Genomic DNA, 25,327 nt, shown 5'->3' with positions numbered 1-25,327 from the left:
AGGATCAACCTAAATACCAACCGGCTAAGATACATGACTTAGAGCAAGAAGGTTGGTTAGCATTAAGACCATTTTGATAGGTCTGCTTCTTCAATGTCGAATACAAACTCTTCGCCGTCTCCAACCATCAAGCATGGGATGCCGATCTTTCCCTCCTTTTTGAGCTGATCAAATTCAGCTCTCTCGTCCCGATATTTTAACAAAAACTTTAGATAACCTAAATCTTCAGTAATGTCAAAATAGCGGAACTTTACTCCTTTTCTTTCTAAATATTCCTTTGCAGGCCCGCAATCGGGGCATAATTTACTACCGAATAAAAATAATTGTTTTTTCATAGTCTAGTACCCATCCGACATCTGGCGGTTTAAGTCTCTTTGACAAAGCTCTTGATATACCAAGGCCCTATCTTTTAGTTTTGCCTTAACCGAGTCAGAAAAGGGCATGTACCTCCAAAATACTTCTCTAACTTCCTTGTCTAATTTTTGAATGCCTTCGCTTTCTTTTATCATCCAAGTTATATAATCCTGAATAAAATATTCTTTTATGTCACCTTTTAGTTTTTGGTTTTGGAACCATTGATAATAATTGCCGGTCAGGCCTTCTTCCATCCAATAGTAGGAAGCTTTTTCCTTTGCAACCTGCCAGCGTAAATCTGCAGTAGCCATTAAGAGGGAAACTTTAAGACTTTTAGGATACATCGGGATTACTATTCTGCCTCTACTTGTAACCCTGTTATAGCGGTCAAAAGGTTCCCAGCAAAAGCCTATATCTCCATAAGTCGGAACCAATATGACAAAGGGAGGAATCCTGTTTAATTGATTTTTATATTGTCGGCAATAGGCTTGCACGTCTATATCTTCAAGCCATTTCATTTCTCTTAAAATGTTCTCGCGAGTTCCCAATTCTTTTGAAGAGCTTCTAAAATATTCACGGGATAGGATTGGAAAATGATTACCTTTGCGTCCGCAGGTCATTTTTGCCATCTGCTTAACAGTATCGAATTCTCCTTCGGCCCCGGACATATTGGTCGTGATTCCTCCGGAAGCATCAGCCTTCTCCCTCAAGCTGCGTACATCTGCATCGGCTTCTTTATAATCTGAAATACAGTTTTGTAATTCTTTGTCGAAATTGAGCAGTTTTTTCAGCCTTTCGTTTATTTGCATGATTTGCTGTTTTTGCGATTCCGAATAAGGCGATTTTACATTGGAAAAATTTGCCAGCATATCATGAGAGAACATGCTGTCAATTTGCTGTTTTATGGAGTCTTCATAACGGCTGATTTCTTCCGATTTTGCCCTCAGTAAATTATCGGCAGTTTGGAGTTTTCCCTTTGCCTTTTCTAAAAGCTGATTAAATCTTGAATTATCGTCTCTTTTTGAAATTTTAACTTCGTCCGTTGCCGAAGGGTTGATTTTTCCTATTCCGATTTCTCTGAACCACTCATCCAAATAATAGACTGCCTCACAATATTTATTTTCGTCTATTACTTTTGCAAACATATCTTTTTGTTCTGTGGTTAAAAGCGTAGGAAGAACAAGTCCGTATCTTACTGCATATTGTTTTTCTTTTGAAGATTTTCCTGAGGCTATTTTCATGACCATATCGGAAACAAGATTCCAATAGGCCGATTCGACTTGCTGTCTGAATACGGTTCGGTCTTTAGGGTCAGTAGTCGTTAAAAATTTGGTAAGGGAGGTATGAAGACGCTGGGCATTTTCGCCTTCACCTTTTAGAACAGCCTTGTAAAACTCTGCAGTATCAAATAATGTATGGGGGGTATCGGAAAAAAACTTTTCAACTTTTTCAAAATGCGTTAATGTAAGATCCGGTTCGCTCGGATCCCGCTTTGCTTCTCCTCTGGCTTCAGGAGCCATGGAAAACATCGTATCTCTGCTTAAACCGCCGGCCTTAATATCGGGGAATGGAGCTCTTTGACCGACATCAAAGTCAAAACCGGAAGAAACCGGAGGCGGCTGTACTGACGTATCACCTGAAGGCATTACTACATCTTTGAGAAGTTCATCAAGATCTATTTCAGTTGTCGAATCCACCGATTAAACCACCTTAATTAAACCAATAAGTCGGAAAACTAATAACTTTAAACATTGGAGATAAGGGGAATTGAACCCCTGACCTCTTGCATGCCATGCAAGCGCTCTACCAATTGAGCTATATCCCCATCAACATGTGCTGATTATATCAATAAAATGAATAGTCTGTCAAGTGTATTTTAAGAATATCTTGTTATTTATCAAAAATAATTATATCGGTTATTTTTTTCTTTAAACCTTCAAGACCCTGTCCCGTTGTAACCGAAATCTCGACGGCTTCGGGATAACGCTCTTTTAAGTTTAGTAATTGAGCCTCATCAAAAATGTCATCCATTTTGTTTATGGCAATTATGGAGGGCTTATCACTGCAAGAAAGCTCGTCTAAGACCTTTTTTGTTACTTCAAGACATTCAGGCATTGCAGGATGGGCTGCATCGCATACTATGATTAAAAAATCTGCAAGGGCGGCTTCTTCCAAGGTCGAGCGGAAGGCATCAATCAGCTGGTGAGGCAGATTACTTACAAAGCCTACGGTGTCAGTCAATAAAATTTGAATATTTTTTTCGCCCGTTTGTAAAAAAACTTTTCTGGTTTCGGCATCAAGGGTGGCAAAAAGCTTGTCTTCGGTAAATACTTCCGCTCCCGAAAGTTTTTTTAAAAGGGAGGATTTTCCGGCATTTGTGTAGCCTACGATGGCTCCTATTTTTTTATCCCCGTTTAAGCGGGTTTTACGCTGTTCACTCCTTTGAAGCCTTACCCGCTCCACCTCTTTTTTAAGCTTGGTAATTTCGGTTTTTAAGCGCCTTCTGTCAAGCTCCAGCTTTTTTTCACCCGCACCTCTGGAAGCTCCTCTTGTGCCCTTTGCCCCGCCCCTTTGTTGGGCAAGGCTCGTCCATCTTCTGGTAAGGCGGGGCATAGAATATTCTAAACGGGCGAGTTCAGCCTGCAAGACGGCCTCCCTCGTTTGAGCCCTGTCCGCAAATATTTGGATAATAACCTCGGAGCGGTCTATAACGCAGGTGTTAAGGGCTGCTTCAAGGTTTCGCTGAATACGGGGGCTTACCGCACTGTTAAAGACAACAAGGTCGGCTCCTTCTTCTTCGATCGCTTGAGCAATTTTTTCAAGCTGCCCCGATCCTACAAGAGTTGCAGGGTTTTCTTTTGCTATTCTAAAACGGAGGGAGGATAGGGGCTTTAAAAAGATGGTTTCAACAAGACTTTTCAGCTCCTTTTCTTCTATTTCTTTTAGGGCTTTCGCACTTTTTTCCTGTAATGTGGAGCGGCTTATATGAGAGTTTGAGGCCGGGCCTGAAAATATATCGGTAAAAATAAGTAAGGCCTTTTTTGTTTCGTTATCGGTTATATACATGCGGTAAAGCTCCTTTGTAAATTATCAATAATCGGCTTTATTAAAATTATGATAAATTAAATTTGCCGAGCATTGTATGTTACTGCCTGTTCAACAGCCTGCTGAATAAACTGGTTTAATGATATTCCTTGCATAATAGCTTGTCTTTTAGCCTTTTTATGGATTGCAGGAGAAATTCTTATATTAAAACTTCCTTTATACGATTTTTCAGCCGGTTTTCCGGCTTCTTTGCATAGTTCAATATAATCTTCAACTGCTTCAATAAAGGCTGTTTTTAGATCATTTACGGTATTGCCTTCAAATGATATTAAATCATCAATACATTCTATTTTCCCATAAAATATTTCATCATCAGCATTAAAATGTACCGATCCTAAATAATCTTTATATTCTAAAAAGTCTTTCATAGTATCCCCCTTAACTGTAATTCAGCAATAATCTGCTAGACTATTATGCAGTTGCGTTTTTATAATTTTTGGATCATTACCAAGCAAGGATTCCACTCATCCCAGAGTGTGGGAAAAACTTCTAATTTTTTAAATCCTTGTTTTTTATAAAAGGCTATTGTTTGGTCATATTCTTTATAATGGCCTTCATCTACCGTTTTTACCTGTATATAATCATATTTAGTTGAAGCAAATTTTTTCAGCTCATTAAATAATAATGTGCCGATTCCTTTATTGTGATATATTTTTTTTACTCCCATACAATGCACATCAGCACAATCTGAGCTTGATTCGGTTAATGTTATAAACCCGATAGTTTCATCATTTTCCTTTGCGGCCCATAAATCCAATTCTTTTGAATCATTGATATACTCTTTTGTGCTTTCAGGCAAGCCGAACCATTCAGGTAAATCCGTCAAAACCTCTTCGACAATTTTTGCTTTTTCGTCTTTGTTTTCTATTTTTAGAATTTTTATCATAGCAACTCCTATTTTTTACCAGTATATTACTTAAAGTGCAGTTTATGCAATAGATGGTAAAAAAGTAACAAACTTTTGAAACATCCCCGAAACTAAAAAACACTGCGGCCATTCAGCGGCGGCCTTTTAACCATTATAAGGTACTATTAAAATAACTAAAATAGTGTTATAATTGTTCCTATAGTTTTGGGATATGAGAACATTAGGATATATTTATGACGGAATACAAAAACAATCATAATTTCAGATATGACGGCCTATTGCCTGAGCAAAAAGCGCGTGTTTATATAGATGCATATCTTGAAGATGCCGGCTGGACGGTAGTCAACCGGAATGAGTTTGTTCCCGAAGCGATAAATGCGCAAGCCGTTCGTGAAAATATCTTAAAAGGTAATAAAGAAGCTGATTACATTCTTTATCTTGACGGAAAGGCTATAGGGGTTCTTGAAGCAAAAAGAAAAGAGAATAATTTAGGCCTTGAAGTTGCAGAACAAGCGCAAAATTACGGAAATATTCTGCCCGATTGGATACGGGCATGGAAAACTCCGCTTCCGTTTATTTTTCTTTCAAACGGTGAGACCTTGCTCTTTAAGAATATGCATGACGAAAAACCGAGTTATAAAGTTCTTAAAAAAATGCTCACTCCGAAAGATATTGTTAAATTGGCAGGCGGCGACATTGATTCGGAATATGCAAAACTTCCTTCTATCCCGGCTGTAGGGTCAAAAGGTTTAAGGGAATGTCAATTTGAAGCAATCACGAAGCTGGAACTTTCATTTAAGCAGGGATTCAAAAAGGCTCTTATCGTTTTAGCTACGGGTGCCGGAAAAACATTTACTGCTTGTACCGCAGCGTATCGGCTTTTGAATTATACATCCGCAAAGCGGGTTCTTTTCCTTGTCGACCGTAACAATCTTGGTAAGCAAGCCGAAGGCGAGTTCGGAACATATAAACTTACGGAAACAGGTAATCCTTTTTCCGATGAATACATTGTTCATCGTCTTAAAAGCGTTGAAAAAATAGGAAATGCAAGTGTCGTCATTTCAACGATCCAACGGCTTTTTGCAGTACTCACGGGGCAAGAAATAAACGATGCCGGCGATGACGAAGAAACGGATAATGATGAAAACGCACCGGGAAAACGGATTCAGTTTACCGGAAACATACTTTTACCGCCGGATTTCTTTGACGTAATTATAATTGATGAATGTCATCGTTCGATTTACGGAGATTGGCGGCAGGTTCTTACCTATTTTAATAATGCAAAAATCATCGGACTGACGGCAACTCCGACTCCGGAAGCTGAAGCGTTTTTTAATAAAAACCGAGTAGTAAATTACACTTTGGAAAAATCTATTGCCGATGGTGTTAATGTTCCTCCGCGTGTGTATAGAATTAAAACCGAAATCTCGGAAAGCGGCGGCACCATTAAAGACGGTGAAAAAATCAAAAAAGTTTCCAACTGGAGCGGTAAAAGAAAAACACAAAAGCAGCATGAAGACCGGCAATTCACCAAAACGGATATAGATAGAAGTGTCGTGATTCCGGCACAAATTGAAACGGTTGTTCAAGCATATAAAGATTCCATCTATGAGTCTCTGTACCCGGACAGAAAAAAAGATTGGACTATGATTCCAAAAACGCTTTTCTTTGCAAAAACAGAAAACCATGCAGAAGACATATTGAAAGCAATCAAAAAGGTTTTCAAAAACGAATTTCCTAACGGAGAAATCCCCGAACATTATGCCCAGTTGATTACGTGTAAATCCGGAAATTCAAATCAACTGATTAGCGATTTTAGAAATAACAAAGATTTTCGGATTGCAATTACCGTTACCCTTGTTGCAACAGGCACCGATATCAGGCCTTTGGAAATTCTTGTTTTTATGCGCGATATACATTCCGAAGTTCTCTACACTCAGATGAAGGGACGCGGATGCAGAACATTTGCCGACGATAAACTAAGAAATGTAACCGCAAATGCGGCCTCAAAAGACTTTTACTATCTTGTGGATGCTGTCGGCGTAACAGAACACGAAAAATCAATGCCGACTCCGGGCGGAAACGGCGATATAAAAAAAGTCTTGCCGCTCAAGGACCTTCTTGAACATCTTGCACACGGAGAATTATCCGATAATAATTTGGAACTTTTAGCAGACTATCTTTCAAACGTAAATAAAAAAGCCGAATCGGAAGATATTATCGAACTTAATGACTTACTCGGCGCTATTACCGTAAAACAATTGGCTGTAAATATTTTTGAATCAATCGCACCCGAGTCTTGCAGTTTACCCCCCTACAAAGATATTAACGAGCCGAACACAGAAAGAAAGATTTTGATTTCCCCGCTCATAAACAACGTAAAAGCCCGCAAAAAACTTTTGGAAATCAATGCCGGATTTATTAAAATTGCCCTTGAAAAACAGGATACGTTAATTTATGCAGGATTTTCAAAAGAGCAGGCAAAAGAATATATTGCGACATTTGAAACCTATCTTGATGACAATAAAGATGAAATTGAAGCGTTACGGATTCTTTATAATCAGGAAAAAATCGCCATCACGTATACAATGCTTAAAGATTTGGAAAAGAAGCTGATTGCGTATAATAACCAGTTCAAGCCGGAATTCTTATGGACGTGCTATCAAACGCTGGACGGAGAAAGCGGAAAAGTAAAACCTCTAAACAGAGAAACGGAACTGGGCGTTTTTACCAATCTTATTCAACTGGTAAGATACGGATATAAGTTGGATGATGAGCTTGTGTCCCTTAAAAGGCGATTCGGCAGCTATTTCAACCTTTATTGCGGACAGGCTTGGCGTAAATTTACGCCGGAACAAATTGAAATCGTGCGGCAGATTGCAGAATATATCGTTCAAAACGGCTGTATCACGAACATTGAATTAAACAATGCAAAGCATGATTTGTTTGTAAAAGCCGTTCCAATCTTCGGAGCCGACAAACTAAATGCGGAAATGCAGACAATTTCAAAATACTTATTCTACGGAAAGGCAGCATAAAAATGGCAAAAAAAGAAGCAACACAAGCAAAACCGGAACAGGCTCTTACGAAAAAAGTTTGGAACATGGCAGACGTTCTTGCGGCAGCCGGTATCGGATTTACTGATTATATTATTCAGCTGACATATCTCTTATTTCTAAAAATGGATTTTGAAAAAGAATCATACGGTTTAGGCAGTGCACTTCCTGACGGAAGTAAGTGGAAAGATATCGTTCAACTGGATGGGCCAGATCAGCTTGCAAAATATGAAAAGATTCTGGAAGTTTTACAGGCAGCAGACGGACTTATCGGCGCAATTTTTACGGAAGCGCAAAATAAAATTGCAAAACCGGCACTTCTTAAAAAACTGATCGGAATGATTGATGAAGAAAACTGGTTCAGTATGGACGGAGACCTAAAAGGCGCAATTTACGAAAGTATTCTTGAAAAAAACGGACAGGATAAAAAGTCAGGAGCAGGGCAGTACTTTACGCCGCGCCCCTTGATTAATGCTATGGTTGATGTTGTTCAGCCGAAAATTACGGAGACCGTTGCCGACCCGGCATGCGGAACCGGAGGATTCTTGCTTTCTGCGTATGACTATATGCGTAAACAAAGCGACGAACAGAGTAAAGTGGAGTTCTTACAAACGAAGGCTCTTAGGGGAAATGACATTACGCCTCTTGTCGTAACGTTGGCTTCTATGAATCTTTATCTTCACGATATTGGAGTGGACACCACGCCGATTAAATGTGAAGATAGTTTGGAACACGAACCCGAACATCTTGTAGATGTAATTCTTGCAAATCCGCCTTTCGGTGCTCGGCCTGCAGGAAGCGTCGATATTTCGACCATGCGTTCCGATTTGATTGTAACGACAAGCAACAACCAGTTAAATTTTTTACAGCACATGATGGTCATGTTAAAGGATGGCGGAAGAGCCGGAATAGTTCTTCCCGATAATGTGCTTTTTGCAGATGGTGCCGGAGAAATTCTCCGCAAAAAACTTCTAAAAGATTTTAATCTTCATACGATTCTTCGTCTGCCGACCGGTATTTTCTATGCAAACGGCGTAAAAGCAAATGTACTGTTCTTTGAAAAAGGAAGCCCGACACAAGAGACATGGTATTACGATTACCGGACAGGGATTAAACACACACTTGCAACGAAACCGCTTAAACGTTCCGACCTTGAAGACTTTGTAAGCTGCTACTGTGCAGGACATGTTGAAGACCGCAAAGAAACATGGTCGCCCGAAAATCCGAACGGCAGATGGCGTAAATATCATGTCGATGAACTGCTTGCACGGGATAAAACCGGTCTGGATATTTCTTGGATAAAAGACGGTTCCGATACAGTGGACTGTTCACTCGCCGAGCTTATGCAAACCATTCAAACCAAAAGCGCAAACATTGCCGCAGCGGTTACCGAACTTTCCAAACTGATTGAAGGAATTGAAGAATGATAAATCGGAACGAAGAACAAAACTTTAATAAACTTTCAGAAGTTATAAACGAATACAACAAGCTGCAAATTTCTCAGCAGATTGATTATGATAAATTCTATTTATATTCGATTATCACACATTCAACGGCAATAGAAGGTTCTACCATAACGGAAATTGAAAATCAGTTACTTTTTGACGAAGGGATAAGTGCGAATAAGCCGATTCATGAACAGCTTATGAACCTTGACCTAAAAGCTGCATACGAAAAGAGTTTTGAACTTGCAAAACAGCATACGCAAATCACACCGGAAATCCTTTGTGAACTTTCAGTTCTCGTAATGAAAAACACCGGCACTGTATACAATACAATCGGCGGAACATTTTCTTCTGCAAAAGGAGAGCTCAGATTGGTAAATGTCAGTGCGGGGCGAGGCGGAAAAAGCTATATGGCATGGCAGAAGCTTCCGCAAAAACTGGAAGAATTTTGCAGTTGGCTCAATTCGGAAAGAAAAAGCATTGCAGAAAAAGATATAGAAGCTCAATACGCTTTTAGCTTTCTCGCTCATTATAAACTTGTTCACATTCATCCGTGGGCGGATGGAAACGGACGGATGAGCCGGCTCTTAATGAATGTTATCCAATATGAAGCGGGTCTAGTTCCTGCAATAATCAAAAAAGAAAACAGAGCGGAATATATTCAAAGTCTCGCTTCTTCACAAGACAAGGATGATCCTGCGGAGTTCTTACATTTTATGTTTTCGCACCATATACGGAATTTGAGCGAGCAGATAGAAGAATATAAAAACTCGCTTGAAATGAGCGGCAGCTGATAATGGCTGTTACAGGGAGATTATAACGTGAACACAAATGCATTACGCCAAAAAATATTAGACCTCGCCATTCACGGAAAGCTGGTAAAGCAAGATCCGTCCGATGAGAGTGCAACCATACTCCTTGAAAAAATCCGTGCAGAAAAAGAGAAAAAAATCGCTTCAGGTGAACTGAAACGCGGTAAAAATGATTCGTATATTTTTTTCGGTGATGATAACAGGCACTATGAGAAGTTCGCAGACGGCAGAGTAAAGGATATCGAGGACGAAATCCCGTTTGCCGTGCCGGAGGGCTGGGCGTGGTGTAGGTTGGGGGAGATTTGCGAATTCATATCTAGAGGGAAAACACCGGTTTATACAAAAGAAAGTCAATATCCTGTTTTGGCACAAAAGTGTAATCAATGGGATGGTATACGATTAGACAAGGTTCTTTTTTTAGATCCAAATTCATTATCAAAATGGACTAATGAATATCATCTGCAACACGAAGATATTGTAATAAATTCTACGGGGACAGGTACTATTGGGAGAGTTGGTATCTTTGATATCGGAATTCTAGGTCAATATCCTTTTATTGTTCCTGACTCACATATATCCGTTGTGAGATGTTATAAAGTATATATACATCGAAAATATATATATCACATTTTTACATCTGAGTATCTGCAAACTAAAATTAATAAGGTCGCAACCGGATCTACCAATCAAAAAGAACTCCCGAAAAAAGTTCTAACTGAATTTTTTATTCCCATTCCGCCGTTATCTGAACAGCAACGCATCGTCGCAAAAATTGAAGCAATCTTTGCACAAATCGACCTGCTGGAACAAAATAAAGCCGACTTACAGACAGCCGTCAAACAGGCAAAGTCAAAAATCCTCGATCTTGCAATCCGCGGGAAACTTGTTCCGCAAGATCCTGCCGACGAACCTGCAAGTGTTATGCTGGAAAAACTCCATGCTGAAAAAGAGGCGAAAATCGCAGCCGGCGAGATAAAACGCGGCAAGAATGATTCGTATATTTATAAAAATTCTACTGATAATTGTTATTATGAGAAGTTCTTTGAAAAAAAAGATCTTTGTATTGATAATGAGATTCCTTTTGAACTACCGGAAAACTGGCAGTGGACAAAATTAGGACGAATTTGCGATAAGCTTGTAGATGGAGATCATAATCCACCTAAGGGTATCGAAGAAAAAACAGAATATATAATGGTTTCTTCAAGAAATATTAATCATAATACAGTAGAAGACTTAGAAAATGTCAGATATTTAACGAAAGAGATGTTTGATGCAGAAAATTTGAGGACCAATGCTACAGCGGGTGATATATTTTTCACATCCGTAGGTTCATTAGGAAGAAGTTGCATTTACGACGGCCGAATGAATATCTGCTTTCAACGGAGTGTTTCCATTCTTAACACCAAGGTTTACAACAAGTATGTAAAATTCTTTTTTGATAGTAATTTTTATCAAAATTATGTAGCTGAACATGCTACCGGTACTGCTCAAATGGGATTTTATTTACAAGAAATGGCAGAATCTTTTATTGCTATTCCTCCAATTTCAGAGCAAAAAAGAATTGTTGCTAGAATTGAAGAAATATTTTATGTTTTAGATAATATTTAGATAATATTTAGATAATATTCAAAGCAATCTTTTCTAATTGGCTAAAAAGCTCATCAATTTTATCTAAAATCCGTTGTTGTGCAACGAATGGCGGTAATGGAAATAAGATACTCCGAATACTTGTTTTGGTTAAACTCGGCAAGGTTGTACTGCTGTCCAATGATGTAAAGTCAAATGATTTACAGAAATAAAATAAATATCGAGGTAGAACAATTGATGATGGTGCAAGACCAAAAGCAGTGTCGACATTCCAGAACTTTTCTTCCACAAATATAGGATTGTTTATTGAACCTTTGCGTCCGATTATTGTGCAATTTTTCGGGCAAATATAGTCATTAGCGTATCCCATAATACCGCCGCTTCCATAAATTGGATATTCACCAGTGTCATCTTCTACCTGTGATTGATTTTTTCCGTTTATTACATCAGCAACATCGCCAAAATGACACCATGTCCACGATTCAGGAATAGCAGAGAACATTTCTACAGCTGTTTCGGTTACATCACCAAACTTCTCATAATAACAAGAAAGCACATTACAAGTATACTCTCTGGTAAGCGAGAGATCGCTAATCTTGTTTATTGGGAGGTCGTTATGGAAAACGGCACAAGTTTTGAAGAGTATTTGAAGAAAAGCAATCTTTCTCAGAATACTCTTACATCGTATTTATGGACAGTTAAATACTACACAGAACATTATGATTCTGTCAGTAAGGAAAATCTGCTTGCATACAAAGGCTATCTGATTGAGTTCTTTAAACCGAAAACGGTGAATTTAAGGATTCAGGGAATTAACAAGTATTTGCAGTTTATACATAAAGATCAGCTGCAGTTAAAATTTGTAAAAGTTCAGCAGAAGAACTTCCTTGAAAATGTTATCAGTAACGCCGACTATCAATTTTTGAAATCGAGCCTTAAAAGAGATGAAAATCGAGAATGGTATTTTGTCGTGTGGTTCCTCGCAGCGACAGGGGCGCGAGTCAGCGAGCTTATTCAGATAAAAGTTGAGCATGTTAAGTTGGGATATTTTGATCTATATTCAAAGGGCGGAAAGCTCAGGCGGCTCTATATTCCAAAAATTTTGAAAGAAGAAGCCTTACAATGGCTGGAATCAATCGGACGCGACTCCGGCTATCTGTTTCTAAATCGCTTTGAAAAGCATATCACCACCCGAGGAATTGCGCAGCAGCTAAAGAATTATGCCAGAAAGTACGGGATAAATGAAAAGGTAGTGTATCCGCATTCATTCCGGCACCGCTATGCAAAGAATTTTCTTGAAAAGTTCAATGATATTTCTCTTCTTGCCGATTTGATGGGGCATGAAAGTATCGAAACAACGCGTATTTATTTACGCCGCACCGCAAGCGAGCAGCGGGAACTGGTTGATAGCATTGTAACGTGGTAAAAATTGAAACTGTCCAGAAACTTCAGTTTTTGGACAGTCTTCTTACTTTAAACGGCCCATCTTTTGAAAAACCATATCGGCAATTCCAAGTAATAATTCTTATAACAAACTCCTTACTGCAACTGAATTTGCCTCTGTTGTCAGCTTGAAGCGAATGTTATTCATCGCTTATCTCTTTTAGTTTTTTAATAGTATCTTGATCTTTTAGCCATACATCCATAGAACCAAAACAATATGTTACAGCTTCATTTTCATCGCCAAATCCATAATAGTCCGGCAAATATTCAGGCAATTCATTTTCCTTGAGTAAATATTTCACTACATACGGATTTGCATTTTTGGCTTTTATGTATTTTTTTAAGATTTTTGTGTCGCTTTCTTGCTTTTTTATAGAAAGTAATAGATCGCTAAACAGCATAAAAGCAGTTCCTTCTTGATACTCTTTTAGTAATTCCGTTACTTTGTCCAACTGATTTTGATCTATAAACCAATTGATCAAAGTGTATCGTAGGCCCTGATTATCATTTGGATTTAATTGTAATAACTCTTCATATATTTGTACCGCTTCATCCTTTTTCTCATTATTCCATAATAATTGCCCGTATCCTGCAGAAAGCCGCATAAAGGGTCTTGTTTCAAATATTTCCCAGAAATCTCCTCTATTTTCTGAAAAGAACTTCTCCCCATACTTCTTTCTGAATACTTCTATTCCTTTTTTGTAATACTCATTTTTCTTTTTATATGATGTATACTCTGCTGCCAGAATGCAGTATGCATCTACACAGTTCGGATCAAGTTCAAGAGCTTTTTGTGCTAATCGTTTCCGTTGTGCGGATGAATCACTGTCCCATGCATCATAAACAATATCTTGAGCTTTTTGCTCATTATTTTGTTCAAATTCAAATGGAAAGTCAGGGAAATCTAAGATATCAGTCATTTGCTTATCCTCCTATATATTCTATTCTTATGCATAAGAATAAGTCTTTATTTCTTCAAGTGCGGTGCAAGTTTCTATTTTGCATTGTCTATTATCCTTATAAACAAGTTCTGTTTCTTTATCCGCAAAACTCTTTATCTCATTGGTATTATAACCGTATTATGTGTATATGTCAAAGCACAGCTGTGATAGAATCAAGCTGAGCAAACAGTTCTTCAATTTTGGCAACGATGCGTTTTTGTTCCGATGAAGGAGGTAGAGGGATAAGTATGTTTTTAATTAACTCAATTGAAATTGCTTGAAAAGTTGTTCCTGTTGATTTCTGTTCAAACGTATCTTTTTGACATTGCAGCCAATAAAACCAAAATTCTGATTGAATTCTATATTTCGGATATACAGAACAAAGACCGCGACCAATGCAAATTTCTCTTTCTGTGATATTCACAACTCCAACAGGTGCCCGTACACAAAGCAAAATTGCATTTTTAGGAGCAATTTTTGTTATGTTGAATGTATAATTATTCGCTTTTTGTATATATTTTTCAGTAAAATGTATTTTACCTTGATGGAATTCCATTCCGTCAGAATTATTTGAAATAAAAGAACTTTCTGGAGACTGCCCCATAGTAATAGAACAAATCTCTCCCAACCTACACCACATCCATCCTTCCGGTACGGTAAACGGAATTTCATCAGAAATATTTTCCTCGCAGCCATCGGTATATTTTTGATAATAACAATTATGTCATATTCTTTTCGTTACAGGGCTAGTCTTACAAAACCATGCAAAGTGTGCCTGCCGTAATCAGCAGCGCACCGATTATAGATTTCACATTGATATTCTCGTGTAGAAAAATTACCGCTAATATCAATGTAATAACTACGCTTAATTTATCGATAGGAACGACTTTGGATGCTTCACCGGCTTGCAATGCCTTGTAATAACACAGCCAGGAAGCACCTGTCGCCAGCCCCGAAAGAACCAAAAATACCCAGCTTTTCTTGCTGATATCCATTATTCCGTGTTGTGCATTGGTAATAAAAACCATGCCCCACGCCATTGCTAATACCACGGCCGTTCTTACCGCTGTTGCCAGATTTGAGTTTACTCCTTCAATCCCGACTTTTGCCAAAATAGAAGTAAGGGCCGCAAAAACAGCGGATAAAAATGCAAAAATCACCCACACCATTTTACTGCCTCCAATTCAAAAAGCTGTATAAATAGGATAATATTTTCATTGTCTTATGTCAACAAAAGCATTTTACTCCTTTCCCATTTGTTCCGGTGCACTTTAGTTTCAACCGTTGCTTTGAAAGCTGTGTTACTTAACATCAAATGCGGCGATAGGCTGGGGCTTCATTTATGCTGCTACAGTTTTGAATCGTCTATCGAATTAAGCCATTTTTCACATTCGGGGGTAACCGAAGCGATGCAGCCTTCTTCAAAGGGATTTTTTAGGTTTGCAAGTTTTAAAAGCTCCAAGAAGGGAAGGCTTCCGCCGGCCTTGCAAAGGCGCAAATAATCTTCCCAAGCCGTTTTGCGGTCGGCATTGGCTTTTACCCAGAACTGTAAGGCACAAACTTGAGCCAATGTGTAATCTATGTAATAGAAAGGAGAAGCAAAGATGTGACTCTGCTTTACCCAAAAGCCGCCTCGGTTCAAGTAGGCATTATCGGCATAATCAATTGAAGGATTATACTTTAATTCTATTTTATGCCATTCGGCCTTTCTTTCGGCAGGGCTTGCTTCAGGATTTTCATAGACCCAGTGCTGGAACTCATCGACTGTCGCTCCATAAGGTAGGAATTCGAATGCTCCGGAAAGATGGGTAAACTTAAATTTTTCGGTTTGGTGTTTAAAGAACAGCTCCATCCATGGCCATGTAAAAAACTCCATACTCATCGAGTGGATTTCGCAAGCCTCAAGCGTCGGCCACCCGTATTCAAGAAGGCGTGCATTTCTGCTCTGATAAGCTTGGAAAGCATGGCCCGCTTCGTGGGTCATAACCTCGACATCGTGCTGGGTTTTGTTAAAGTTTGCAAAGATAAAGGGAACCTTGTACAAGGGGAAGCCCGTACAATAACCGCCGCCTGCCTTTCCTTTGGTTGAAAGTAAATCCATGAGTCCGTAATCGGTCATCATCTTAAAGAATTCGCTTGTTTCGGGCGAAAGCTCATTGTACATCTTCTTTGCCTGTTCTACAATCCAATCAGGCTCGCCTTGAGGAACGGCATTTCCCGTAAGGTATTTAAGCCCGGTGTCATAATAATAAACCTTATCGAGCTTTAACCTCTTGCTTTGGCGTTTTTTTAAACTTTGGGCGATGGGAACAACAAGCTCGTAAATCTGCTTGCGGTATTTTGCGACCATTTCGGCATTGTACTCGGTTCTGCCAAGGCGGTCATAAGCAAGCTGAACAAAGTTTTTGTAGCCCAGCTTTTTTGCTATCTTTGTACGGACCTTTACAAGTTCATCATAGATAGAATCGAATTCGGCTTCATTTTCTTCAAAGAAACCGTAGAAGGCCTTTGCTGCCGCCTTTCTTACCTCCCTGTCCATGTCCTGCATAAAGGGACTTAATTGGGAAAGGGTGCGCTTTTCGCCTTGGAATTCGATTTGGGCAGAAGCTATGAGTTTACTGTATTTGCTGGTCAGTTTGTTTTCGGCCATGAGGTCATCCATAATTTCGGGGCTGAATACCTTTAAGGATAGATCGGTTAAATCAAAGACTTGATGACCGAATTCTTTTTCGAGCTCGGCTCTGAATTTGGACTTGACCATTTCTGCGCCGAATTCGTTTGAAAGCTTACTAAAAAGAGGTCCTGCTTCATCATAAAAGTCGTTCTCTTTATCGTAGAATTCATCCCTTGTGTCTATGGTATGCCTGACCGAGGCCAAAGAAGACATAGTGCTGTACTCACGGTTGATAGCCTGCACCATATCGATAGCTTCGATTTGTTCTTTTACCGAAGCGGCTGCCTTAAATTTAGATAGGGCATCGGCAAAGCCCTTTTCAATAGCCTTCATATCCGGCCGTGTATAAGGCATTTCCTTAAACGGAACCAAAGGCAAAGTTTTTACTGTAGATGTGTTTGACATAAGTCCTCCTATGAAAATAAGTATATAGAAGAATAAGCCTTATGTCAATTGAAGGTTTTTCCGGTGCCGCCTCAGGATAAAGTATAGCCTCTGCGTCGTCGCCTTTCGTCGGATTAGGGGCTGTACCTCCCCTAATCCATTATCCATTGAATTTACGGATTAAGTTCCGCAAGGCCTTTAAACTTTGCTTTTTTTTCGGCTTCTGTGGCGCCGGGAACAGCCATTTTATTAAGCGCTTCAGCTGTGATGAACTGATGATAAGCCGCTTTAGGCACTTTTATGCTGTCTACGCCGAGAGCATTGCAGTCCTTGAATGTGTCTTCAAACCAATCAGGAGTACAACCGCATTTAAGCGTAACGGAGGTGAGGCTTTTGCAGCCTTTAAAGCAGTACGACATCTCCAGAACTCCATAAGGTATTACCGGAGCGGTCTTTAATCTTATGCAGCCTTCAAAGCACCCCCTCATATCCCGAACGCCTGAAGGAATGTTTGCCACGCTCACAAGGTTTTCGCACTCGGCAAAGCAATTGCTCATATCGGTAAGACCTTCTACTGTTTTGGGTAACTTAAGCGCAACCTTTTTATTCAAGCCGAAGTGCAGTATGCTTCTGAGCGAGCCGCTGCCGCTGTCGTTTAAGTGTTCCTTTTTAAGACCGGTTACTTCGATTTTGTGTACGGTATCGCCTGCAGGCAGATTTTGTATGTACTCTTTAAGTTTGCCGTGGGCGACGGGTGTGTACTCAGGCGGTGTGGGCTCCTCGGCCTTAGGTTTTGCCTTTTGCGGGCAGCCGGTAAATAGCAGTGCCAGCGTTAAAGTTGCGGCTGTGATGAGCGCCGCGGCTCCCGTTTTTCTCAAGGCAAATGCCTTATTTTTTGTTCTAAACTTTATCATATTTTAACTCCATAAAATTTATTTTGTTTTAAGGGGCGTGCCCCTTAAAAATCCCCCGGGTTAGGGGTGCTTTTTTCTTTTTTCCGACAAAAGAAAGAAGCACCCCTATGACCCCGAAAAAAGAAAAGTGCGGCTTAAGGCTCCGCCTTAAGAATCCGGCGGGTTCAAGGTTCGGGGTTTATTCTGTATTTTTTGGATTGACGGGTCTCAATCCGTAAGACCTAATGTACGCCGCACAGGACGTGCGGTGGTTTAAGCGTACGATGTTTTAGGCGGTAAGCCTAAAACTCGCCGCCCAAAGTCTGCAAAGCGGACTTTGGGCTTACCCGCTAGCTATGGTGCGGCAACAAACCTGTCTGGCTGTGTGCCCATATCGTCGGCGCCGGCTTTATATGCATCAACCTGGTCCGCCGGAACTTTTATGGTGCCTGCAGTCAGCTTATCGCAGGAAAAGAAAGCCTCCTTAAAGTCGTCCTCACCGCCGTAATTACATTCTAGCGTAACCTCTGTAAGCTCTCCGCAAAATTTAAAGCAGTATTTCATATACGTAACGCTTTTAGGAATGACGGGAGCCTTTGTAAGCTTTCTGCAGTTGAAAAAGCAAGAGTACAGATTGGTAACGCCTTTAGGTATTGCCGAAGGAGCTTGTGTAAGCTTTACGCATTCTTTAAAGCAGTTTGTCATCTCCGTAACGGAAGCAGGAATTTCGGGCGCTTGTGTAAGGTTTTTGCACTTAACAAAACAGTTGGTTATATCCGTAACGGAAGCAGGAAGAGCGGGAACCTGTGTAAGGCTTTCGCACTCGACAAAGCAGCCATTCATATTTGTAACCTTTGCGTTTGCAGGAAAAGGGGAAATCTGTATAAGGTTTGTGCAGCCGTTAAAGCAGTTATTCATATTTGTAACACTTTCGGGTATTTCAGGCGCTTGGGTTAAGCCTTCGCAGTTGTAAAAGCAGTCACACAGATTTGTAACGCTTGCAGGAAGCACAGGCGCTTCGGTTAAACCTTCGCACTTGTAAAAGCAGCTTTCCATATTTGTAACGCCTTTGGGTATTGCCGCCGCGCTCACAAGGTTTTTGCAGTCTTTAAAGCAGCTGTTTATATCAGTAACGGCGGGCAGTTTACCGAACTTAAGCGCAACTTTTTTAGCCGGCTGAGCTTGCAGTATTTTTGCAAGCGGACTCGATTCGTGCATATCGAGATTTCCTTTTAAGTGTTCCGCCTTAAGACCGGTTACTTTGATGTAATAGATGCCGTCGGCTGCCGGTGTACCGCTGTTTAGATAAGCAGCCAAGTCTGCGCCGTCTGTGCCGAATGCAACGCTTTTATACCGGCTAAATTTTACCTTTACCTCCGTTTCGCCGGTAATTTGTACCGTTGCGGTAGTATCGCCGTCTTTGCCTCCTGTTTTAAACGAACCGCCTTTAATAGTCCATTCATCGGCGTAATGCTCGGCAGCCGTTACCGTTGCCGTAAAGGTTACGGTTGTGCCGTACGGAACCTTGCTGCCCGAAGTAATTTCGGTACTGCCGGCCATTGCTTTAAGCGTGCCGTTTGCAGGTGTGCCTTCTACACTAAAGGTTACCTTTTGCGGTCCCGGAGGCGGTGCGGGCTCCTCGGCCTTAGGTTTTGCCCTTTGCGGGCAGGCTGTCATTCCAAATAGCGCTATAAGCGCTAAACCAATAAACAAGACTGTTTTTACTCTTTGTCTCATAAGAAACTCCTTAATTTAGGGGGAGAGAGCACCCCGTCCAGAGCAGGGTTCACCTCGAAACTCCGTTGGTTGTACTCTCCCCCTATAACCCCCTCTCTCTCCCGCGCTGTTTAGGGGCGCTGCCCCTAAAGACCCCGGCGGGTTCAAGGTTCGGGGTTTATTCATGTATTTTTTGGATTGAATTGTCCCAATCCAAAAGGACTTTATCATTATATTGGTAGACCGGCTACCATTATGCTGGTAGACTGCCCACCATTATGCCGGTAGGGTGTCCACCATTATGCTGGTAGACTGCTCACCATTACGTTGGTAGACAGTCTACCATTATGTTGGTAGGGTGTCTACCATTATGCCGGTAGACCGGCTATGTTTTTATGCGGTAACGGTAAGCGGTTTGGCAAACCGTCCGGTTTTGAGCGTTTTCAGTTTTTTACCGCCCATATCTATTTTCGTCCTTACCTCTATGTAGTAGGTGCCGGCTTTAAGGCCGGCGGGGATGATGGCCATGAGGCGGGCGGGTTTGTTTTCGGCTATTACTGTTGCCCTCACCGCTTCTCCCGTTTCGGGGACAAAGAAGATGCCTTGAGCCGCATCTTTTGCGTCGAATTTAAGGCGGCTTCCTACCAGCTGGACGACCCCGCCTTTGGAGAGTACTTCGTTCACCTTGCCCGAAACGACGTCGGTAACTTCGGTGATGTACGGGTCTGTGCCGGCACTTTCGGTTTTTTCGCATTTGATTTTGGTTACAGCGTCGCGAAGGAGCGTGCCTGCCGTCAGGTTCAAGTTGATTGTGTGCCGCTTTTTATCGAAGCTGTCGTTTGCTCCGTCAAATACGCCGGATATGCTCATCGAGGTGTTCATAAGCGGTGTGTTAACGGCCGAGCCGTCTTTGATAATGGCACTTACTACCTCTCCGTAGACTTGCAAGGTTGCCGCCACATCCGCACGCGTGAGCGTGGTACCTTTTTCCATCATCAGGTCGATAATCTCGTCAAGAGTGTACGAGCGCACGTCCTGCGCCTGCGCCATGTAGTCATCGGGTGCAGGCGTCAGTAAGTTTTCTCGCAAACAATACTTTAACATCTTGTTCTCCTTATATTTTTTAATTTAACCGCGGAGCACGCCAAGGACGCAAGATGTTTTAAGAGAGGCTGTGTAAGACATTCTTTTATAATCCTTTGCGTTCTCTGCGGGCGTTGCGGTTTCCTTAAACGGTGTAATGTAAAAAACGCACGAAGACAGTGCTTCTGTCCTGTGCGTGTTATTAGTTGAAGAAATTTGTGTGTGTTCTGGGTGCATTGAGCAGATTGCGCGCTTATACCGCTCTGTCCGCTTGTTGCTTGTTGCTTGTTGCTTGTTGCTTGTTGCTTGTTGCTTGTTGCTTGTTGCTTGTTGCTTGTTGCTTGTTGCTTGTTGCTTGTTGCTTGTTGCTTGTTGCTTGTTGCTTGTTGCTTGTTGCTTGTTGCTAAAAATTATGAGGTGCGTTTCGGCTTTGTCAAGTCCTTTTGCAAAACTTTTTGCACTTTTTTTGTGAGAATGGTTGTAGTTTCTGTCGGTGCTTTTCCAGCGTTTTTCTATCATTACTTATATTATAACCCGTTTTTATGCGGATTTCAATGTTTTGGGAAAGTTTTTTTTAATTTAACCCCAAAGATACTAAGAGCGCAAAGGAGTTTTGGTGAGGTTTTGATGACATATTCTTTCATTTTCCTTGGCGTTCCTTGCGGGCTTGGCGGTTTTTTTAATTTAACGCGGATTCCAATGTTTTAGACATTTTTATTTAAAAGCAAGAAATATTAAAAGCACTTTGAATTATAGCTTTATACTCCGCTATTGTTGAGGCTTGTACCAATTCTTGGCGGAGGCGGGAGCCGTCGGGTATGCCCTTGGTGTAGGCGGCAAAGCGTTTACGCATTTCGCGGCAGCCTTTTTCTTCTCCCTTTTCATCGCATAAAAAGATGAGTTCTTTAAAACCGGTGCGGATTTTTTGTTCCGTGCTTATTTCGCCGTATGTTCCATTGGTCAAAAGCTCCCTTGTTTGGGTAAAAATAAAGGGGTTTCCCATAGCACCGCGGGCAAACATTATGCCGGCACAGCCTGTTTCTTCAAGCATTTTTTTTGCATCCTCAGGTGAAAATAAATCTCCCGATCCGAAAATCGGAATTTGATAAGGCTTTGCAAATTGAACCAGCTCTGCAAGGATGTTCCAATCGGCCTTGCCTGAATACACCTGCGAGCGGGTACGGGGATGGAGAGTAAGCATTTTAACCCCGGCATCTATGGCGGCTGAGGCTGCTTCTTTCCAGTTAAGTTTGTCGGCGGTAAAGCCTGAGCGTATTTTAAGGGTTACGGGTATCTTATAAGGGGCCATAGCATCGTTTACTGCCTTTACAATCCTGTACAAAAGAGGAATGTCTGTCATCAGGGCTGATCCGGCGCCGTTTTTGGTAATCTTTGCCATGGGGCAGCCCGAATTTATGTCGATACATTCGGGGGAATATTTTTCGGCGATTATGACGGCGGTTTTTGCCATGTATTCGGGGTTTGAGCCGAAAATCTGTACGGCATAAGCTTTTTCGTTAGGTGCCCTTCCTATGAGGCTTTCGGTTTTATCGGAATCCCTCACGAGGGCTTCCGAGGATACCATTTCGGTGTATGTAAAATCCGCACCGCAGTCCACGCAGATGGAACGGAATGCCTTGTCGGAGTAGCCTGCAACAGGGGCTAAAAAGATGTTCCCCGATAAAAGAAGCCCGCCTATTGAGACGGGCTTGTAAAGCAATTCTTCCATGTTTTATTCGGGCAGCCGGAAGAGCGTACAGCTGTTTTTCCAAAGTTGATCGGCAAGTTCTTCAATATCCATCGAAAGCATCTCAGCCATAAACTTTACGGTTTCGATTGTGTTGGCTGGCATATTCCTTTGGCCTCGGTATACCGAAGGCGGCATAAAGGGGCTTTCGGATTCGACAACGATGCGGTCAAGAGGAAGGGCTAAAACAGTATCATGTAAATTTCTTGCATTGCGGTAAGTCAAATTTCCCGCAAAGGAGAAGTATAAAGGAAGTTCTAAAGCTTCTTTTGCATAAATATCGTCTTCGGAGTAGCAATGTAAAACTCCTCCTTCTTTGGGAATCCTTTCCTTTAAGATATCAAGAAGATCCTTTCCAGCCTCTCTATTGTGAATAATTACCGGAAAACCTGCCTTTGAGGCAATGTCAAGCTGGGCGATAAAAAGCTCAATCTGGGAGCGTTTATCTCCGTATTTTTTGCAGTAATCAAGGCCTATTTCTCCTACGGCCACTACATTGGGTAATTTTAAGCTTTCTTCTATTGTTTTTTGCCAGTCTTTTCCGGGAGATGTAACTTCAGAAGGAGATACACCTACGGCATGGTATACCGCCGGTGAAAACCTAAGAGTTTCATACACCTTGGAAAAGTCGTGGAGACTGTTACATATACTTACTATTCTCGTTACAGAGCCTTGTCGGGCTTCCTGTACAACGCGTAATTGCTCAATCGGATCGGAATAGATCAACCCGACATGAGCATGAGTATCAAAAATCTGCATATTATTCTTCCATGTAAAATTGATATAATAAATTTTTACCTATTAACTAAGGTAATATTACCGTCCTGTACAGGATAGCATAGAAAAGCTTAATCGTCAACTTAAATTTTAAAAATATCTTGCTTTTTTGATGATTTCGGTATATGATTATTGTATAAGTATATTTTTGGAGGTATATATGTATAATGAATGTTTAGATCCTTTGTGTATCGCAGCTCTTGCCTTGTTTTTAGTTATTTCGATTATTCATTTAATCAAGTGCTTTCAGCAAAGACAAAAATGGGCGGATATGACAAAATTTATGCTGATGCCGGCTCTTCTTTTATTCTTTTTGGCTTTCAGCTTTGTAAGTATTAAAACGTTTTCGGTATTAAATGTTTTAATAATAATTGCCTTGATTTTCAGCTTTTTGGGAGATGTTGCTCTTCTTTTTGATTGGGAAAAACAAAATTTCGCTCTTGGTATATTCTTTTTTGCAATTACGCAAATATCTTATATAGTTTTTGCAATACTCGGTGTTAAGGTCGATAATATTCCCCTTATCCCCGGAATTGTTACGGCTGTGATTTTTTTAATTTCGATTATCTATGCCGTAATGAGAACAAAAAAGTATTTAAAAGGGTTTAAACCTATTGTAATAGTTTACGCTCTTATAATATCATCGATGAGCTGGCTTTTTATAGTTTTTGCCTTTGCAACCCAGTCTTTAGCGCTTATATTGGCTGCTATAGGAAGTGTTTTCTTTGTCATATCGGATACCATGGTTGCAACCAAATACTTTTTGGGAGGCAAGGCCGGAATGCGCTTTCTTATTATGAAAACCTATATTCTTGCCCAACTTTTAATCGTATTAGGTGCAATAGGAATTATAGGAGCCTAAGAGCTTAAAACTTTTGGCTTGGGAAGCGGCAACGGTTAAGATTCTTATCCGCTGCCGCTTATTTTTTGCAGTTACAACAGTAGGGTATTTTTTTTGCAAATCGGTATTGCTATTTGCAAGAATACCTGCTTGACAAAATCTTTATTTTAGCTTAATGTCTTTTTACTAAATTTTAAAACTTATGGGAGGTGCTCTATGATTACAGTATTATTTTTAACAAGCGGCAAAGACCTTACTCCCGGAAGTTCTTTATAAACCGCATTTTATCAAATCAATTTTCTTTATAAAATTCTCACCTTAAATTCATTCTCTTGATTTTTATCTGTGCTCAAGTTTACAGATTTTTAAATCCGAATTTTTTGTGATGTAGATCCCGGGAGAAAATAATTCTCTGTATATAAGGAAACATTATGGAAACAATTTTAAATTTCGGCTTTGAAGATTTTTTTAAGGATAAAAAGATCGAAAAAGAGGTTGGGCGTATTATTTTTTTTGGCGGGACTTCCTATAAAATAATATGTAAAGATGTCGAAAAAGAAGCCCGCTTAAAAGGCTCTTTTAAAAAAGAATGCGAAATATCCGGTTATTATCCTACGGTAGGAGACTGGATCGGTTTTGAATCTCAAGAAAATTCTTCGATTGCACTTATAGATTTTTTATATGAGCGCAAAAATAAGATTTCGCGAACGGATCCTAGGTTAGGCATTGAGCTTGAACAAATTATTGCTGCCAATATTGATACAGCTTTTATATGTATGTCCTTAAACAAGGATTCTAATTTAAACCGCTTGGCTCGATATGTTTTTGCTTTGCAAAATATTGAAACCGTTTTGCTTTTGACTAAGGCGGACTTATCTGAAACAAGGGAGGATGCCGAAAATTTAATAAAAAAGATTTATCCTCATTTAAAAGTCTATTGCATAAGTATTTTTGAACCTGACAGTTTAGAAAATATAAAGTATTACTTTAAAAAGGGAAAGACTTCGGTATTGCTCGGTTCTTCCGGTGTTGGAAAATCAAGCCTCATAAACAGCCTAACCGGAAAAGAAATTTTACGCACAAGCGAAATAAATAAAAAGATAGACAAGGGCGTTCATACTACAACGAACCGGCAGATAATTTCTTTAGGAGAAGATGCGGGAGTTATAATGGACACTCCCGGAATGAAGGTTCTGGGTATCTGGGATTCGGACAGCGGGGAAAATTCTTTTGCGGATATTACCGAGCTAAAATCCAAGTGTCTTTTTAGCGACTGTACGCATACATGCGAAAAAGGCTGTGCCGTTTTAGAGGCTCTTAAAACGGGTTTGTTGGATAAAAACAGGTATGAACTTTACCTGCAATTATTAAAAGAGGATAGAATAAAAATAAGACGGGAAAAACGGCAGGAAAAATTCTTAATAAAGAAGGAAGAAAAGTCCAAGTCGGCAAAAAGGCGCTTTAAAGAAAAGAAAAACATAAAACAAACCTTTAAAAAAGATTTGGATGACCTGCTTGATGAATAAGTTTTTGACTTCTTTCCCTATTTTTTAAATATGCACTTTTATTTTACCGAAAATATGCTATAATGCTTTTAGGTG

Annotated in this window: 23 protein-coding genes and 1 tRNA gene; 7 read left to right on the top strand and 17 right to left on the bottom strand. The window is 40.3% G+C overall.

The window, feature by feature from the left end; translation table 11 throughout:
• Nucleotides 1-62: 62 nt before the first annotated feature.
• From TDE_RS12955 to TDE_RS12930, 6 genes are all read right to left on the bottom strand, one after another.
• Nucleotides 63-335 carry a glutaredoxin domain-containing protein gene (locus TDE_RS12955; protein WP_002667009.1) on the bottom strand — a complete coding sequence of 91 codons (273 nt, stop codon included), beginning with the start codon at nucleotides 333-335 and terminating at the stop codon, nucleotides 63-65.
• Between the two features lie 3 nt (nucleotides 336-338).
• Nucleotides 339-2,051 (bottom strand): hypothetical protein, encoded by a 1,713-nt coding sequence (locus TDE_RS12950; RefSeq protein ID WP_002680819.1) that lies wholly within the window; start codon nucleotides 2,049-2,051, stop codon nucleotides 339-341.
• 55 nt (nucleotides 2,052-2,106) lie between these two features.
• Nucleotides 2,107-2,179 (bottom strand) — tRNA-Ala (locus TDE_RS12945).
• 65 nt (nucleotides 2,180-2,244) lie between these two features.
• Nucleotides 2,245-3,420: a GTPase HflX gene (hflX, locus tag TDE_RS12940; RefSeq protein WP_002667011.1), complete on the bottom strand. Its 1,176-nt coding sequence runs from the start codon at nucleotides 3,418-3,420 to the stop codon at nucleotides 2,245-2,247.
• Between the two features lie 56 nt (nucleotides 3,421-3,476).
• Entirely contained in the window at nucleotides 3,477-3,827 is a 351-nt protein-coding gene (locus TDE_RS12935; protein ID WP_002667012.1) for a type II toxin-antitoxin system HicB family antitoxin, read from the bottom strand.
• Nucleotides 3,828-3,886: 59 nt separating this feature from the next.
• Nucleotides 3,887-4,345 (bottom strand): GNAT family N-acetyltransferase, encoded by a 459-nt coding sequence (locus tag TDE_RS12930; RefSeq protein ID WP_002680818.1) that lies wholly within the window; start codon nucleotides 4,343-4,345, stop codon nucleotides 3,887-3,889.
• A 215-nt stretch (nucleotides 4,346-4,560) separates the two neighbouring features.
• Between TDE_RS12930 and TDE_RS12920 the strand changes: the two genes are divergently transcribed.
• From TDE_RS12920 to TDE_RS12905, 4 genes are read left to right on the top strand one after another with little or no spacing between them, the layout of a single operon-like run.
• Entirely contained in the window at nucleotides 4,561-7,365 is a 2,805-nt protein-coding gene (locus TDE_RS12920; protein WP_002680808.1) for a type I restriction endonuclease subunit R, read from the top strand.
• Nucleotides 7,366-7,367: 2 nt separating this feature from the next.
• On the top strand, nucleotides 7,368-8,810 hold the full coding sequence (locus TDE_RS12915) for a type I restriction-modification system subunit M (protein WP_002667015.1): 1,443 nt from the start codon (nucleotides 7,368-7,370) through the stop codon (nucleotides 8,808-8,810).
• Nucleotides 8,807-9,622, top strand: a complete 816-nt coding sequence (locus tag TDE_RS12910; RefSeq protein WP_002667016.1) for a Fic family protein — start codon at nucleotides 8,807-8,809, stop codon at nucleotides 9,620-9,622. Before TDE_RS12915 ends, TDE_RS12910 begins: the two co-directional genes overlap by 4 nt.
• A 27-nt stretch (nucleotides 9,623-9,649) precedes the next feature.
• On the top strand, nucleotides 9,650-11,248 hold the full coding sequence (locus TDE_RS12905; protein WP_002680807.1) for a restriction endonuclease subunit S: 1,599 nt from the start codon (nucleotides 9,650-9,652) through the stop codon (nucleotides 11,246-11,248).
• Nucleotides 11,249-11,255: 7 nt separating this feature from the next.
• Here TDE_RS12905 and TDE_RS12900 read toward each other — a convergent pair whose 3' ends face one another.
• On the bottom strand, nucleotides 11,256-11,783 hold the full coding sequence (locus TDE_RS12900; protein WP_002680806.1) for a restriction endonuclease subunit S: 528 nt from the start codon (nucleotides 11,781-11,783) through the stop codon (nucleotides 11,256-11,258).
• Between the two features lie 60 nt (nucleotides 11,784-11,843).
• Here TDE_RS12900 and TDE_RS12895 point away from each other — a divergent pair, with 60 nt between their 5' ends.
• The gene (locus tag TDE_RS12895; RefSeq protein WP_002680804.1) at nucleotides 11,844-12,653 is read left to right on the top strand and encodes a tyrosine-type recombinase/integrase; all 810 of its coding nucleotides are present in this window, start codon (nucleotides 11,844-11,846) and stop codon (nucleotides 12,651-12,653) included.
• A gap of 157 nt (nucleotides 12,654-12,810) precedes the next feature.
• On the opposite strand, the gene TDE_RS12890 is transcribed toward TDE_RS12895, so the two are convergent.
• From TDE_RS12890 to TDE_RS12845, 10 genes are all read right to left on the bottom strand, one after another.
• Nucleotides 12,811-13,590, bottom strand: coding sequence for a tetratricopeptide repeat protein (locus TDE_RS12890; protein WP_002680802.1), 780 nt, complete (start codon nucleotides 13,588-13,590; stop codon nucleotides 12,811-12,813).
• 172 nt (nucleotides 13,591-13,762) lie between these two features.
• A complete protein-coding gene (locus TDE_RS12885; protein ID WP_245522429.1) occupies nucleotides 13,763-14,239 on the bottom strand; it encodes a restriction endonuclease subunit S in 477 nt (158 codons plus the stop codon).
• A 124-nt stretch (nucleotides 14,240-14,363) separates the two neighbouring features.
• A complete protein-coding gene (locus TDE_RS12880) occupies nucleotides 14,364-14,780 on the bottom strand; it encodes an EamA family transporter (RefSeq protein ID WP_002667028.1) in 417 nt (138 codons plus the stop codon).
• Between the two features lie 179 nt (nucleotides 14,781-14,959).
• Nucleotides 14,960-16,690 carry a M3 family oligoendopeptidase gene (locus TDE_RS12875; RefSeq protein WP_002680798.1) on the bottom strand — a complete coding sequence of 577 codons (1,731 nt, stop codon included), beginning with the start codon at nucleotides 16,688-16,690 and terminating at the stop codon, nucleotides 14,960-14,962.
• Between the two features lie 152 nt (nucleotides 16,691-16,842).
• Complete coding sequence (locus TDE_RS12870) at nucleotides 16,843-17,583, bottom strand: leucine-rich repeat protein (RefSeq protein WP_002680795.1); 741 nt, start codon at nucleotides 17,581-17,583, stop codon at nucleotides 16,843-16,845.
• 333 nt (nucleotides 17,584-17,916) lie between these two features.
• A complete protein-coding gene (locus TDE_RS12865) occupies nucleotides 17,917-19,299 on the bottom strand; it encodes a leucine-rich repeat domain-containing protein (protein WP_010957306.1) in 1,383 nt (460 codons plus the stop codon).
• A gap of 372 nt (nucleotides 19,300-19,671) precedes the next feature.
• Nucleotides 19,672-20,382, bottom strand: a complete 711-nt coding sequence (locus TDE_RS12860; protein ID WP_002680792.1) for a DNA-binding domain-containing protein — start codon at nucleotides 20,380-20,382, stop codon at nucleotides 19,672-19,674.
• A gap of 24 nt (nucleotides 20,383-20,406) precedes the next feature.
• Nucleotides 20,407-20,880, bottom strand: coding sequence for a hypothetical protein (locus TDE_RS12855; protein WP_010957305.1), 474 nt, complete (start codon nucleotides 20,878-20,880; stop codon nucleotides 20,407-20,409).
• A 199-nt stretch (nucleotides 20,881-21,079) separates the two neighbouring features.
• Complete coding sequence (gene dusB / locus TDE_RS12850) at nucleotides 21,080-22,090, bottom strand: tRNA dihydrouridine synthase DusB (RefSeq protein WP_002680788.1); 1,011 nt, start codon at nucleotides 22,088-22,090, stop codon at nucleotides 21,080-21,082.
• Nucleotides 22,091-22,093: 3 nt separating this feature from the next.
• Nucleotides 22,094-22,867: a TatD family hydrolase gene (locus TDE_RS12845; RefSeq protein ID WP_002680785.1), complete on the bottom strand. Its 774-nt coding sequence runs from the start codon at nucleotides 22,865-22,867 to the stop codon at nucleotides 22,094-22,096.
• Nucleotides 22,868-23,045: 178 nt separating this feature from the next.
• Between TDE_RS12845 and TDE_RS12840 the strand changes: the two genes are divergently transcribed.
• Both TDE_RS12840 and rsgA read left to right on the top strand, forming a co-directional pair.
• Entirely contained in the window at nucleotides 23,046-23,747 is a 702-nt protein-coding gene (locus tag TDE_RS12840) for a lysoplasmalogenase (protein ID WP_002667037.1), read from the top strand.
• A 410-nt stretch (nucleotides 23,748-24,157) separates the two neighbouring features.
• A complete protein-coding gene (rsgA, locus tag TDE_RS12835; protein WP_002680783.1) occupies nucleotides 24,158-25,252 on the top strand; it encodes a ribosome small subunit-dependent GTPase A in 1,095 nt (364 codons plus the stop codon).
• Nucleotides 25,253-25,327: the final 75 nt, after the last annotated feature.

The sequence above is a fragment of the Treponema denticola ATCC 35405 genome (genome assembly GCF_000008185.1).
In the GTDB taxonomy this organism is placed as follows: Bacteria; Spirochaetota; Spirochaetia; order Treponematales; family Treponemataceae; genus Treponema_B; species Treponema_B denticola.
This window is presented reverse-complemented; position numbering and strand designations above follow the sequence as displayed.

Coding starts and splice junctions, on each gene's coding strand:
- TDE_RS12955 (WP_002667009.1), bottom strand. CDS start 335: ATGAAAAAACAATTATTTTTATTCGGTAGTAAATTATGCCCCGATTGC.
- hflX (WP_002667011.1), bottom strand. CDS start 3,420: ATGTATATAACCGATAACGAAACAAAAAAGGCCTTACTTATTTTTACC.
- TDE_RS12935 (WP_002667012.1), bottom strand. CDS start 3,827: ATGAAAGACTTTTTAGAATATAAAGATTATTTAGGATCGGTACATTTT.
- TDE_RS12930 (WP_002680818.1), bottom strand. CDS start 4,345: ATGATAAAAATTCTAAAAATAGAAAACAAAGACGAAAAAGCAAAAATT.
- TDE_RS12920 (WP_002680808.1), top strand. CDS start 4,561: ATGACGGAATACAAAAACAATCATAATTTCAGATATGACGGCCTATTG.
- TDE_RS12915 (WP_002667015.1), top strand. CDS start 7,368: ATGGCAAAAAAAGAAGCAACACAAGCAAAACCGGAACAGGCTCTTACG.
- TDE_RS12910 (WP_002667016.1), top strand. CDS start 8,807: ATGATAAATCGGAACGAAGAACAAAACTTTAATAAACTTTCAGAAGTT.
- TDE_RS12895 (WP_002680804.1), top strand. CDS start 11,844: ATGGAAAACGGCACAAGTTTTGAAGAGTATTTGAAGAAAAGCAATCTT.
- TDE_RS12890 (WP_002680802.1), bottom strand. CDS start 13,590: ATGACTGATATCTTAGATTTCCCTGACTTTCCATTTGAATTTGAACAA.
- TDE_RS12880 (WP_002667028.1), bottom strand. CDS start 14,780: ATGGTGTGGGTGATTTTTGCATTTTTATCCGCTGTTTTTGCGGCCCTT.
- TDE_RS12875 (WP_002680798.1), bottom strand. CDS start 16,690: ATGTCAAACACATCTACAGTAAAAACTTTGCCTTTGGTTCCGTTTAAG.
- TDE_RS12870 (WP_002680795.1), bottom strand. CDS start 17,583: ATGATAAAGTTTAGAACAAAAAATAAGGCATTTGCCTTGAGAAAAACG.
- TDE_RS12865 (WP_010957306.1), bottom strand. CDS start 19,299: ATGAGACAAAGAGTAAAAACAGTCTTGTTTATTGGTTTAGCGCTTATA.
- TDE_RS12860 (WP_002680792.1), bottom strand. CDS start 20,382: ATGTTAAAGTATTGTTTGCGAGAAAACTTACTGACGCCTGCACCCGAT.
- TDE_RS12855 (WP_010957305.1), bottom strand. CDS start 20,880: ATGATAGAAAAACGCTGGAAAAGCACCGACAGAAACTACAACCATTCT.
- dusB (WP_002680788.1), bottom strand. CDS start 22,090: ATGGAAGAATTGCTTTACAAGCCCGTCTCAATAGGCGGGCTTCTTTTA.
- TDE_RS12845 (WP_002680785.1), bottom strand. CDS start 22,867: ATGCAGATTTTTGATACTCATGCTCATGTCGGGTTGATCTATTCCGAT.
- TDE_RS12840 (WP_002667037.1), top strand. CDS start 23,046: ATGTATAATGAATGTTTAGATCCTTTGTGTATCGCAGCTCTTGCCTTG.
- rsgA (WP_002680783.1), top strand. CDS start 24,158: ATGGAAACAATTTTAAATTTCGGCTTTGAAGATTTTTTTAAGGATAAA.